This is a genomic window from Micromonospora sp. NPDC005237 (assembly GCF_040607775.1).
Lineage (GTDB): Bacteria > Actinomycetota > Actinomycetes > Mycobacteriales > Micromonosporaceae > Micromonospora.
Map to the genome: position 1 here is coordinate 115,711 of NZ_JBEXHJ010000004.1, position 11,973 is coordinate 127,683.

Sequence of the window (11,973 nt, forward strand, 5' to 3'; positions counted from 1 at the left end):
TAACCCGTGGCGGACGTGATCGAGGTCGGGGCGGCGCGCGGTGACGCGCCGCCCCCGGCGGCCAACCCAGCCCGCCGGGGCGCCTCGGCGCGCCGGACCGGACGGGCGACGCCATACCTGTTCCTCGCCCCGTACCTGGTCCTGTTCGGGGTCTTCGGCCTGCTGCCGATCATCCTCGGCCTCTGGCTGAGCGTGCACCAGTGGGACTTCCAGCTGCCCAACCGACCCTTCGTCGGGTGGGACAACTACAAGGAGCTGTTCTCCAGCGACTCCGCCGTCTACGGCGACTGGTGGGAGAGCGTCCGGGCCACCGCGATCTTCACAGTGCTGTCGGTGCCACTGCTGGTGGTCGTACCCCTCGGGCTGGCGCTGCTGTTGAACCGCTCCTTCCCGGGCCGCACCTTCTTCCGGGCGATCTACTTCGCCCCGTACGTGCTGGGCGTGGCGGTGATCGGCCTGCTCTGGCGATTCCTGCTCGACGCCAACCTGGGCCTGGTCAACCGGCTCCTCGGAGTCGTCGGCCTGCCGTCGGACACCCCGTGGGTGACCAACATGCCGTGGGCGTGGATCTCCCTGGTCGGGGTGACCGTCTGGTGGACCTCCGGCTTCAACGCGGTGATCTACCTGGCCGGTCTGCAGGACATCTCGCCGGAGCTGTACGAGGCGGCCCGGGTGGACGGCGCCAACGCGTGGCAGCGGTTCCGCAACGTCACCCTGCCCGGGCTGCGGCCGGTGCTGCTCTTCGTGATCACCACGACGGTGCTCGCCTCGGCGAACATGTTCGGCCAGTCGTTCCTGATCACCCAGGGAGCGCCGGGCACGGAGACCCGCACGGTGGTGTGGTTCATCGTCGAGGAGGGCCTGCGGGACAACGACGCCGGTCGCGCCGCCGCGATGAGCATCGTGTTCGCCCTGCTGCTGGCGATCGTGAGCATCGCCAACTTCCGCCTCTTCCGCTACCGGGAAGACTGAGGGGACCGCCATGACGACGCCCACGCCGACCACCAACGGCTCCGCCCCCGGGCTGCGCCGGGTCGTCTTCTACGCCACTCTGGTCGCGCTCACCCTGATCTTCCTGACCCCGCTGGTGTGGATGGTCATCACCTCGCTGAAGACCTACACCGCCGCCCAGCAGATCCCGCCGAGCTGGCTGCCGAACCCGCTGGCGGGGTACGGCTACGAGCAGATCATCAACAACTCGGCGAACCCGGTGCTGCGCTGGTTCCTCAACAGCATGGTGGCCGCCACGCTGCACTCGCTGCTGGTGCTGGTGACCGCCTCGATGGCCGCGTACTCCCTGGCCCGGCTGCGGTTCCGCGGACGCGGGGTGACCTTCGCGTTGATCGTCGGGACGCTGTTCATCCCGCCGACCTCGCTGATCATCCCGAACTTCCTGATCGTCGACCAGCTCAACTGGATCGACACCCTCGCCGTGGTGGTGGTGCCCGGCGCGGCCAGCGCGTTCGGGGTGTTCTTCCTGCGGCAGTTCTTCCTGTCGCTGCCGAGCGAGCTGGAGGAGGCCGCCACTCTCGACGGTGCCAACCAGTGGCAGATCTTCTTCAAGGTGGTGCTGCCGCTGTCCAAGCCGGCGCTGGCCACCCTTGCCGTGCTGTCGTTCCTGACCAACTGGAACGACTTCCTGTGGCCGATCTTCGTGCTCTTCAGCCCGGAGAAGCTGACGCTGCCTCCGGGCCTGGGCCTGCTCCAGGGCTCGTACGTCACCGACTACCCGGTGATCATGGCGGGCGCGGTGCTGGCCAGCCTGCCGGTGCTGATCCTCTTCGTGCTCGCGCAGCGGCACATCATCCAGGGCGTCTCCCGCAGCGGTCTGAAGGGATGACGCGGGCGACAACTCGGCGAGTCGGCGCGGCGGCGGTCACCCTCGCCGCCGCGCTGCTCGTCACGGGCTGTTCCGACGGCGACGAACCCACCTACACGAGCAACGGGAGCGGCACCAGGATGTTCACCAACCCCGTCGTCAGCACCGACGCCCCGGACCCGCAGGCGATCCAGGTGGGCGACACCTGGTACCTGTTCCACACCAACTCGCAGGGCCGCAACGTCCCGGTGCGCACCTCGACGAACCTGGTCGACTGGACCGAGGCGGAGGACGCCCTGCCGACGCTGCCGGACTGGGCGGACCCCGGCAAGACCTGGGCGCCGGAGGCGATCGAGCTGGCACCGGAGAAGTTCCTGCTCTACTACACCGTCGCGGGCCGGGAGTCGGGCCGGCAGTGCGTCGGGCGGGCGGTGGCCAGCGCGCCGCAGGGGCCGTACTCCGACGACGCGACCGGCCCGCTGATCTGCCAGGCCGAGTTGGGCGGGGCGATCGACGCCAGCCCGTACCGGGACACCGACGGCAGCCTCTGGCTGCTGTGGAAGAACGACGGCAACGCGATCGGGGTGGACACCTGGCTCTGGTCGCAGCGCCTCGCCGACGACGGCCTGACCCTCGTCGGTGAGCCGACGAAGCTGCTCAAGCAGACCGAGCCGTGGGAGGGCACCCTGATCGAGGGGCCGTTCTTCCACCGCCAGGACGGCCGGCTGCTCCTGTTCTTCGCCGCCAACGCCTATGACCGGGCCGAGTACGCGGAGGGCTACGCGGTCTGCGAGAGCCCGACCGGCCCGTGCGTGAAGGCCGCCGAGAACCCAATCCTGAAGAGCAACGAGGCCGCCTCCGGCCCGGGCCACGCCTCGATGGTGGTCAAGGACGGCCGCACCTGGCTGCTGTACCACGCCTGGCCTCCCGGCCAGGAGGGCAGCACCGACCCCGGTCGTCAGGTGTGGCTCGACGAGGTGACCTGGGTCGACGGCAAGCCGGTCGTCAAGGGTCCGACGGCCACGCCGCAGACCCGCCCCTGACCTGGTCAGACGGAAGGGCCCCCGGAGCGGGGGCCCTTCCGGCGTTCGTGGGTCAGGCGCTCGGTTCGCGCGGTGCCGGGGCGACGGCGGGTTCGTGCCGGGCCAGCCGGTTGCGGCGGTAGCCGTAGCCGAAGTAGATGACCGCGCCGAGCAGCATCCAGGCCAGGAACCGCAGCCAGGTCTCCACCGACAGGTTGAGCATCAGGTAGAAGCAGGCCAGCGCCGAGACGACCGGCAGCACCGGGGAGAACGGAACCCGGAACGGCCGCTCCAGGTCGGGGCGCTTGCGGCGCAGGATCGGCACCGCGATCGAGACCAGCACGAACGCGCAGAGCGCGCCGATGCTGACCAGGTCGGCCAGGGCGGAGAGCGGCAGGAAGCCGGCCAGCAGCGCGACCGCCACCGTCATGATCGCCGAGATCCGGTACGGGGTGCCCCAGCGCGGGTGCACGGCCGCGATCGAGGGCGGGATCAGGCCGTCCCGGGCGATGGCGAAGCCGATCCGGCCCATCGCCACCAGGTCGACCAGGATGACGCTGGTCAGGCCGGCAACCGCGGCGATGGAGACGAGCGTCGCCGCCCAGCCGGCGCCCACCGACTCGAACGCCGAGGCGATCGGGGCGCCCCGGTCGATCTCGGTGTACGGCACCATGCCGACGAGCACCAGCGAGACGCCGATGTAGAGCACGGTGGAGATCAGCAGCGTGCCGAGCAGACCCAGGGTGAGGTCCCGCTTGGGCTTGCGCGTCTCCTCGCCCAGGTTGGCCACGGCCTCGAAGCCGGTGTACGCGAAGAAGACCACCGCGGCGGCGCTGAGCACCCCCACGAAACCGAAGACCGACGGCTCCAACCCGAACAGCGCCTGCGTCACCGGCTGCTTGATGCCATCGTCGCCACTGCCGGCGGGCTCGGCCGGCGGGATGAACGGGGTGAGGTTGGCTGCCTTGACGAAGAACAGGCCAGCGACCACCACGAAGACGCAGATCGACACCTTGACCAGCACCAGCAGGTTGGTGATCCGGGCGGACTCCCGGATGCCGACGATCGCCACGATGCCGAGGATCAGCACGATGGCGATCGCGCCGATGTTGACCGTGCTGCCCTCCTCGCCGAACCACCGGGTCGGCAGGTCGAGCAGCTCGGCGAGGTAGCCCGACCAGCCGCGGGCCACCACCGCCGCGCCGAGCGCGAACTCCAGCAGCAGGTCCCACCCGATGATCCAGGCGACGATCTCGCCCATCGTGGCGTACGCGTAGGTGTAGGCGCTGCCGGCCGTCGGCACGCTGGAGGCCAGCTCGGCGTAGCAGAGGGCGGCGAGCAGGGCGACCACGCCGGCGATGGCGAAGGAGATCACCACGCCCGGACCGGCGCTGTCGCGGGCCTCGATCCCGGTGAGCGTGAAGATGCCCGTGCCGATCACGATGCCGATGCCGAAGCCGGCGAGGTCGATCGCGCCGAGCCGCCGCTTGAGCCCCAGTCGGCCGTCGGTGCCGTCGGCGTCGCCCTGGGCTAGGACGTCCTTGATTGGTTTGGTTCGCAGCACCGACATGCGCTCACCCCTCCCACCGTGCGACCACCACCATGGCGGCCGGTGACCGGCGTTGCTACCCACCCCGGATCCCGGCCAACCGCCACGGATCATGCCGATCAGGTCACGACGCGGCGTGCGGTCCCGATCACTACCCGCAATCGGGCGCTCGGCGCGAATCGTCCGATCCGGTGACCGGGGAATCGATCAGGCGCGGCCCCTTGCGGGACCGTGCCGAGTGTGAAAATTTCCTACCAGCGGCACATTGCCTACGGCGAATCTTGCCGGGACGCCGCGAGAACCCCTGACACGGGAGCCCCAACGAAGGGACACACCGCATGAAGGCACCTCGACTCGGAGCGGCCGGGCTGGTCGCAGCCCTGCTCGGCACGCTGGTCGCAGCCACCCCCGCCCACCCCGCGAGCGCCGCGACCGATGCCGTCACCACCACCTGCGTCACCGACCCGGCCACGCCGAAACGACAGTTCCGGGCGATGTGGATCTCGTCGGTGGTCAACATCGACTGGCCCAGCAAGGCGTCCCAGACCAGCCCGGACCGGATCGCCGCCCAGCAGGCCGAGTACCGCGCACTGCTCGACCTCGCCGAACGGCTGCACCACAACGCCGTCGTGGTGCAGGTCCGACCGACCGCCGACGCGCTCTGGCCCTCGCCGTACGAGCCGTGGTCGGAGTACCTGACCGGCGTACGCGGCCAGGACCCGGGCTGGGACCCGCTGGCCTTCCTGGTCGACGAGTCGCACAAGCGCAACCTGGAGTTCCACGCCTGGTTCAACCCGTACCGCGTCTCCATGCCGGCCCCCGGCGGCGCCGGCGCCGACCTCAACCTGCTCGCCCCCGGCCACCCGGCCCGGGCGCACCCCGACTGGACCTTCGCCTACCCACCGGCCGGCGTGGCCGGCAGCCGGCTCTACTACAACCCCGGCATTCCCGAGGTCCGCGAGTTCGTCCAGACCGCGATGATGGACGCGGTCAAGCGGTACGACATCGACGGCGTGCACTTCGACGACTACTTCTACCCCTACCCCAGCGGCACCTACCAGGTGCCCGACGATGCCGCCTTCGCGGCGTACAACCGGGGCTTCACGGACCGGGCAGACTGGCGGCGGGACAACATCAACCTGCTGATCCAGGAGATGAACGGCAAGATCAAGGCGGCGAAGCCGTGGGTGAAGTTCGGCGTCAGCCCGTTCGGCATCTGGCGCAACAAGAGCGCCGACCCGCTCGGCTCGGACACCACCGGCAGCCAGTCGTACGACATCATCTCCGCCGACACCCGCAAGTGGGTCAAGCAGGAGTGGATCGACTACGTGGTGCCGCAGCTCTACTGGTACATCGGCCAGTACCCGGCGGCCGACTACGCGCGGCTGGTCCCGTGGTGGGCCGAGACCGTGCGCGGCACCCGTGTCCAGCTCTACATCGGCCAGGCCGACTACAAGAGCGGCGATCCGGCGTACGGGCCGTACTGGCAGAACCCGCGTGAGCTGTCCGACCACCTGACGCTCAACCGGTCGTACCCCGAGGTGCAGGGCAACGTGCACTTCTCGGCCGTCCAGGTGCGGGCCAACCGGCTCGGCGCCACCGACATCTACGCGGCCGAGCACTACTCCCGCCCGGCCCTCGTGCCGGCCATGCCGCACCTGCCGGCGAAGCCGTTGCTCCTCCCGGTGGTCACCAGGGTCGCCCGGGAGGCCGACGGGGTGCGGCTGACCTGGCGCCAGCCCGCCGACGGCGTGGGCCCGCTGGGCACGGCCACCTCGTACGCGATCTACCGGTTCGACGGCACCACGCTGCGCGGGCGGTGCGCCACGGCGGACGCCACGCACCTGGTCGACACCGTCCGGGCCACCCCCGGCGGCACCCAGTCCTGGGTGGACACGTCGGCCGAGCCCGGCCGGCGCTACACCTACCGGGTGACCGCGCTGGACCGTACCGCCAACGAGAGCCCGGCCAGCCCGCCGGCGTTCCTGCTGCACTGACCCGTTCCGCGGAATGCGCCGGGTGCCTCGCGCACCCGGGGCATTCGTCTGTTTGAACGTATGTCACCAATAGTTGGCGGCGCACATACCGCCCAGTTGATCAGCTGATCGACACTCATCGACATCCGGTAACCCGCCGGTAACTTCCGTCCCACCGCTCACCCCGCGGAGGTAAACCGTGCCCCGACGTCTCGCCACCCTGTTCGCCTCGGGCGCGCTAGCGCTGCTCGCCACCCTCGCCGTCGCCTCCCCCGCCGCCGCCGTCACCCCCGCGGAGCGACTGTCCGTGCTGTCGAGCTGGACCCAGACCAGCGCGTCCAGCTACAACTCCTGGAACAGCGCCCGCGTCAACCGGGCCCCCTGGGCCGAGTACAACTTCGACTGGTCCACCGACTACTGCTCGTCCAGCCCGGACAACCCGCTCGGGTTCACCTTCAACCTGAGCTGCTACCGACACGACTTCGGCTACCGCAACTACAAGGCGGTCGGCCAGTTCTCCGCCAACAAGTCCCGCCTGGACAGCGCCTTCTACGAGGACCTGAAGCGGGTCTGCGCCACGTACAACTCGGTCGTCCGCCCGGCCTGCTACAGCCTGGCCTGGACGTACTACCAGGCGGTCCACATCTTCGGCTCGGTGGCCGCCGTCCAGCAGGCCGACATCGACCGAGCCGCCCGCATGAAGGCCCAAGCCGAAGCCAAGGCCGCAACCCACTAACCCCACCCCACCCCCGTCGCGGTGATCATGAAGTTATTGCCCGTCCGCCCGGCGTGTCGTGGCAATAACTTCATGATCAACAACGAGGGGTCAGGCGCGTTCCGTTCGGGTTGCGGGGTGGCGGTTGGGGTCGGCGGGGCGCGGGGGCGGCGCGTGTTGGGACAGGTCGGTGCTGAAGCGGGTCGAATCCGCTGCCAGGTCCGGGTGTTCCACGTCGAGCGCCAGTGCCACGGCCTCGTCCAGGCCCATCTCGGCACCCTCCCCGTACGCGTCGTCGAACGCCGCGTCACCCGCCATCGACCGCAGCTCCGCCTGCTGGTCGGCCCAGTAGCCGCCGTAGATACCCGGCGTCGCTCGCATGCTCGCCCGGGTGGCCTGGGCCGCCCCGAACAGTCGCGCGGCCGTCAACCGGTCTCCACCGAGAGCGCAGCGCACCGCGATCGCGTTCAGCGTGTCGCAGGCCCGGCCGTGGTAGCCGTGACCCATCCGTGAGCGCAGCGCCACCAGCAGGTGCTCGTGCGCGGCGATCACGTCGCCCCGGGCCAGCGCGACCATCCCGAGCAGCATGTCCACCGAACGCCGGCCCCGCTCGACCGGCCGGGCGGCCTCCACCGGACGCGCCGCTCCCAGCAGCTCGGCCGCCTCCTCCAGCGCGCCGCGCCGCCACAGCAGCTCGGCCAGGCTGAACACCGCGAACAGCGCCTCGCCGACCACGTCCTGCCCGTGGGCCCAGTCGATGACCTCCCGACAGACCCGCTCGGCCTCGAAGAACTGGCCCATGTCCACCAACGGCGCGGCCCTGCCGGCGAGCACCCGGGCCAGCAGCCCGGCGTCGCCGGCCTGTCGGGCGGCTGCCTCCGCCCGCTGCGAGTAGCGCAGCTCCTCGGCGAACTCGCCGTCGGCGCCGGCATGCAGCGAGTGCATGTGGTACGCCGCCGCCAGCTCCGCGTCCGGGATCCGCTCGCCGGTCTCGGCGATCCGTCCGTACAGCCGGAACAGCCAGAGTCGACCCTCCCGGGCCAGCCCGCGCTCGCGCCACCACTGGTCCAGCCCACCGGCCAGACGGAGACCGGCACGGGCGCTGCCGCCGGTGGCGCACCAGCGCAGCGCGGCGCGCAGCTCGTCGGCCAGCGGGTCGAGGGTGTAGAGCGACAACGTCACCGGCCGGCCGTCCGGCCCCAGGTGGGCCCGCTCCAGCGCGTGCGCCGACCAGGCCACGTGCCGGTCCCGGGCAGCCTGCTCCTCACCCGCCTCGGCCAACCGCCGTGCCGCGTACGCCCGGATCGGGTCGAGCATCCGGTACGAACTGCCGGCAGCGCGCGGCTCGGCCAACACCATCGACTTGTCCACCAGCACCGACAGTGGATCCAGCGGATCGTCGCCCAGCAGCCACTCCACAGTCGGCAGATCCACCGGCCCCGCGAAGACCGCCAACCAGCGCAACAGCCGCGCGGCCCGCGGCCCCAACGTGCGGTACGACCACGTGACGGTCGCCTGCATGGTCAGGTGCCGTTCGGTGGCCGAGCGCTGCACGGCCCTGCTCGCCGGGGTCGGCGGCGGTGTCCCGATCGCCGCGGCCACGAGGTCCACGGTGTCCTGCTGGTTGCCGGACCAGCCCCGCTCGACCGGCGGTGGATCCGGATCCTCCCGGCCGGCGTCCAGCGTGCCGAGGACGTCGTCCAACCGCTCGGCCAGCTGACCCACGGAGAGCACCCGCAGCCGGGCGGCCGCCAACTCGATGGCGAGGGGCAGCCCGTCCAGCCGCTGCACCACCCGGCGCAGGTCGGCCGACTCGGACGGGTCGGGCCGCCGACCGCCGCGGGCCGCCGCCGTACGGTCCAGCAGCAGCGCGACCGCGTCGCTCTCCGCGCCGTCCGGGCGGGGATCGACCGAGAGCGGCGGGATCCGCCAGACCACCTCGCCGGGCAGGCTGAACGACTCGCGGCTGGTCGCCAGCACCCGCACGCCACCCCCGCCGGAGAGCAGCCGCGAGATGACCTCGCCGCAGGCCGCCGGCTGCGTGTCGCAGGTGTCCAGCACGACCAGCATCCGGCGGGCCGCCGCGTACTCGACGAGGGTGTCCAGCATCGGGCGGCCCGGCTCGGGCCGCAGCCCGAGCACCGCGGCGATGGCGAACGCCACCAACCCCGGGTCGGTCACCGCGGCGATGTCGACGAACCAGACCCCGTCCGGGTACGCCTCGACGACGCCACCGGCCAACTCCACGGCGAGCCGGGTCTTCCCCGCGCCGCCCGCGCCCAGCACGGTGACCAATCGGTGCCGCTCCACCAACCGGCCCAGCTCGGCCCGCTCGACCTCCCGCCCGACGAACGAGGTCACCTGGGTCGGCAGGTTGTGCGCCACCGCGTCGGCGGTGCGGGGGCGGGGGAACTGCCGCTCCAGGCCGGGCGCGACCAGTTGGAACAACCGCTCCCGGTCGTCGAAGCCACGCAACCGGTGCAGGCCCAGGTCCAGCAGGGTGGCGCCCGGGGGCAGCGGATCGGCCCGGCGGGCCGTGGACGCCGAACAGAGCACCTGTCCGCCGTGCGCGGCCGCGGCCACCCGGGCGGCCCGATGCACCTCGGGGCTCGCGTACTCCCCGTCGCGGGGCTCGGCGTACCCGGTGTGCAAGCCCATCCGCACCCGGGGCGCGGCCTCCTCGGTGGGCCAGTCGTGGCTCGCCAACGCCCGCTGGGCGGTCAGGCAGGCGGTCAGCGCCGCCGCCGCGTCGTCGAAGGCCAGGAAGAACGAGTCGCCCTCGGTCAGCAGCTCCGCGCCACCGGTGGCGGCCAGGGTGCGACGCAGCAACCGGCGGTGCTCGGCGAGCACCGGGCGGTAGTCCGCGCCGAGCAGTTGGGCCAGCCGGGTCGAGCCCTCGATGTCGGTGAACACGAAGGTCACCCAACCGCTCGGGAGCTGGATCCGTGGCGACATGCGTGGAACCTCCGCCCGTGACGTCGGGTTCATGCTGCCTGACTCCGAGCGGTCACGCATCGTGAGAACGGCCGGGCACGTGCCGCCTCAAGGTGCCACTCGAACCCGCTCCCGGCAAGGCCAGCCCACCGGCCGGTCACCGGAACGCCCGGCTCAGCAGCCGCAGGCACCCCCGCAGCAGCCACCGCCACCAGCGGGAGCTTGCGCGCCACCAGCGCCCCGACCGGTGACCGACACCGCCGAGAGCAGCTTGACCGTGTCGACATGGCCCTGCGGGCAGGTGGCCGGCGCGCCGGCCTCCGCCATCGGACGGTTGACCTCGAAAGTGTCGCCGCAGGCGCGGCAGCGGAACTCGTACCGGGGCATGGCGATCAGGGTACGTGGGCCTGACGGTCGCCGGGGACATGAGTGATACTCGACGGGTGGTGGACGGCGAGGACAAGACGCGTGTGCAACCGCTTCGGCCGGCCGCGCCGCTGGACGGGCCGCTGGCCGAGTCGGGCGCCGCGCCGGATCCGGTGCCCGCGGCCGTGCCCCGCCCCCGCCGGCCCTGGCTCAGCATCCGCACGACCGACGCGAAGGCCAAGACCCCCGCGACGCCCGTGACCGCACCCCTACCCCCGAGCGTCGATGCCGCGACCGGTGACCAACTGGGGGACACCGCCACCGGCGACCCCGCCGCGGCGAAGCCCACTTCGGACACCACCGCCGCCCCGCCGACCACCCCAGCCGCCACCGCCGCCCCAGCCGCCGACGCCGACGCCCCAACCGCCGACACCGACACCGACGCCGCCAACGCCGACAGCGCCAACGCGGAGACCGACGGCGCGAAGGCCGACGACGGGGCAGTCACGGTCGCGGCGGGCGCCACCGCCACCGACCTGACGGCGACCAAGGTGGACGGTGTCGCAGTGGTGCCGACGCCCGAGCGCGGCCGCCGGCGGCGGGTGCCGTTCGCGCACGCCGTACGGGTGCCACCGCCACGTCAGGCCGCGGTGACCGCCGCCCGGGCGACCCGCGCCTGGGCCCGCCGGCCCAGCGGTCGACTCACGGTCCCGGGGGTCTTCCTGCTGGTCCTGGTGGCCGCGACCGCCGCGGCGGGGGCATTGCTCGTCCCGGCCACCATCCGTGGGTCCCGACCGGTGGCGGTCGACGTCACTGCCGCGCCGACCGTGGCCGTGCCGCCGGCGGTGCCGCTCGACCCGCGGCCCACCGGCCCTCTGCCCACCGGGCCGATGCCGACCGCGCCGCTCCCCACCGGAGCGTTCCCGAGCGGCGGCATGCCAACCGGGCCGGCCGTCGGTCCGACGACCGGCGGCCGTCCGTCGGACTCCCTGGCCGCCTGGGCGCAGCAGGTCGGGGCCAAGGTCAACATTCCCGCGACCGCGATGCAGGCGTACGGGTACGCCGAGCTGATGCTCGCCCAGACCAACCGCAGCTGCGCGTTGAGCTGGACGACGTTGGCCGCGATCGGCCAGGTCGAGTCCGGCCACGGCTCGGCCAACGGCGCGCGGTTGAGGCCGGACGGCAAGGCGCTGCCCCAGATCATCGGGCTGCCGCTGGACGGAAACGGCGGCCGGATGCGGATCATCGACACCGACCGTGGGTTCCTCGACAAGGACAGCACCTACGACCGGGCGATCGGGCCGATGCAGTTCATCCCGACCACGTGGCAGGAGATCGGCGCCGACGCCGACGCCGACGGCGTGAAGGACCCGCACGACCTGGACGACGCCGCTCTGGCGGCCGGCAACTACCTGTGCAAGGGCGGCCGCAACCTGAGCATTCCGGGCGACTGGTGGAACGCGATCCTGTCGTACAACGACGTGCGGCGGTACGCCCAGGCCGTCTACGACACCGCTGACCGGTACGGACGGGCCAGCCGTACGTGATGTGATCGTCCGCGTACATTGGAGAACTGGACACTTCCCCCGAGC

General features: G+C 71.9%; 9 protein-coding genes. 6 read left to right on the forward strand and 3 right to left on the reverse strand.

Features of this window, described 5'->3' with window-relative positions:
• The first annotated feature begins 6 nt into the window (after positions 1 to 6).
• Genes ABZT87_RS12935 through ABZT87_RS12945 form a run of 3 tightly spaced genes read left to right on the forward strand, consistent with a single transcriptional unit; the run spans position 7 to position 2,862 of the window.
• Complete coding sequence (locus ABZT87_RS12935; protein WP_355135540.1) at positions 7 to 972, forward strand: sugar ABC transporter permease; 966 nt, start codon at positions 7 to 9, stop codon at positions 970 to 972.
• 10 nt (positions 973 to 982) lie between these two features.
• Complete coding sequence (locus ABZT87_RS12940; protein WP_355135542.1) at positions 983 to 1,840, forward strand: carbohydrate ABC transporter permease; 858 nt, start codon at positions 983 to 985, stop codon at positions 1,838 to 1,840.
• Positions 1,837 to 2,862 carry a glycoside hydrolase family 43 protein gene (locus tag ABZT87_RS12945; RefSeq protein ID WP_355135544.1) on the forward strand — a complete coding sequence of 342 codons (1,026 nt, stop codon included), beginning with the start codon at positions 1,837 to 1,839 and terminating at the stop codon, positions 2,860 to 2,862. The genes ABZT87_RS12940 and ABZT87_RS12945 overlap by 4 nt, the downstream gene beginning before the upstream one ends.
• A gap of 52 nt (positions 2,863 to 2,914) precedes the next feature.
• On the opposite strand, the gene ABZT87_RS12950 is transcribed toward ABZT87_RS12945, so the two are convergent.
• A complete protein-coding gene (locus ABZT87_RS12950) occupies positions 2,915 to 4,411 on the reverse strand; it encodes an amino acid permease (protein ID WP_355135546.1) in 1,497 nt (498 codons plus the stop codon).
• A 317-nt stretch (positions 4,412 to 4,728) separates the two neighbouring features.
• Between ABZT87_RS12950 and ABZT87_RS12955 the strand changes: the two genes are divergently transcribed.
• Positions 4,729 to 6,387: a family 10 glycosylhydrolase gene (locus tag ABZT87_RS12955; RefSeq protein WP_355135548.1), complete on the forward strand. Its 1,659-nt coding sequence runs from the start codon at positions 4,729 to 4,731 to the stop codon at positions 6,385 to 6,387.
• A gap of 178 nt (positions 6,388 to 6,565) precedes the next feature.
• Positions 6,566 to 7,102 (forward strand): phospholipase, encoded by a 537-nt coding sequence (locus ABZT87_RS12960; RefSeq protein WP_354854474.1) that lies wholly within the window; start codon positions 6,566 to 6,568, stop codon positions 7,100 to 7,102.
• A gap of 90 nt (positions 7,103 to 7,192) precedes the next feature.
• Here the strand turns inward: ABZT87_RS12960 and ABZT87_RS12965 are convergent, their stop codons facing one another.
• On the reverse strand, positions 7,193 to 10,036 hold the full coding sequence (locus tag ABZT87_RS12965; RefSeq protein WP_354854476.1) for an adenylate/guanylate cyclase domain-containing protein: 2,844 nt from the start codon (positions 10,034 to 10,036) through the stop codon (positions 7,193 to 7,195).
• A 153-nt stretch (positions 10,037 to 10,189) separates the two neighbouring features.
• Positions 10,190 to 10,402 (reverse strand): zinc ribbon domain-containing protein, encoded by a 213-nt coding sequence (locus tag ABZT87_RS12970; protein ID WP_354854477.1) that lies wholly within the window; start codon positions 10,400 to 10,402, stop codon positions 10,190 to 10,192.
• Positions 10,403 to 10,440: 38 nt separating this feature from the next.
• Between ABZT87_RS12970 and ABZT87_RS12975 the strand changes: the two genes are divergently transcribed.
• Positions 10,441 to 11,928: a lytic murein transglycosylase gene (locus tag ABZT87_RS12975; RefSeq protein WP_355135550.1), complete on the forward strand. Its 1,488-nt coding sequence runs from the start codon at positions 10,441 to 10,443 to the stop codon at positions 11,926 to 11,928.
• Positions 11,929 to 11,973: the final 45 nt, after the last annotated feature.

Bases quoted from the DNA above. Each gene is read 5' to 3' on its own strand.
- ABZT87_RS12940 (WP_355135542.1), top strand. From the start codon at position 983: ATGACGACGCCCACGCCGACCACCAACGGCTCCGCCCCCGGGCTGCGC.
- ABZT87_RS12970 (WP_354854477.1), bottom strand. From the start codon at position 10,402: ATGCCCCGGTACGAGTTCCGCTGCCGCGCCTGCGGCGACACTTTCGAG.
- ABZT87_RS12955 (WP_355135548.1), top strand. From the start codon at position 4,729: ATGAAGGCACCTCGACTCGGAGCGGCCGGGCTGGTCGCAGCCCTGCTC.
- ABZT87_RS12950 (WP_355135546.1), bottom strand. From the start codon at position 4,411: ATGTCGGTGCTGCGAACCAAACCAATCAAGGACGTCCTAGCCCAGGGC.
- ABZT87_RS12945 (WP_355135544.1), top strand. From the start codon at position 1,837: ATGACGCGGGCGACAACTCGGCGAGTCGGCGCGGCGGCGGTCACCCTC.
- ABZT87_RS12975 (WP_355135550.1), top strand. From the start codon at position 10,441: ATGAGTGATACTCGACGGGTGGTGGACGGCGAGGACAAGACGCGTGTG.
- ABZT87_RS12965 (WP_354854476.1), bottom strand. From the start codon at position 10,036: ATGTCGCCACGGATCCAGCTCCCGAGCGGTTGGGTGACCTTCGTGTTC.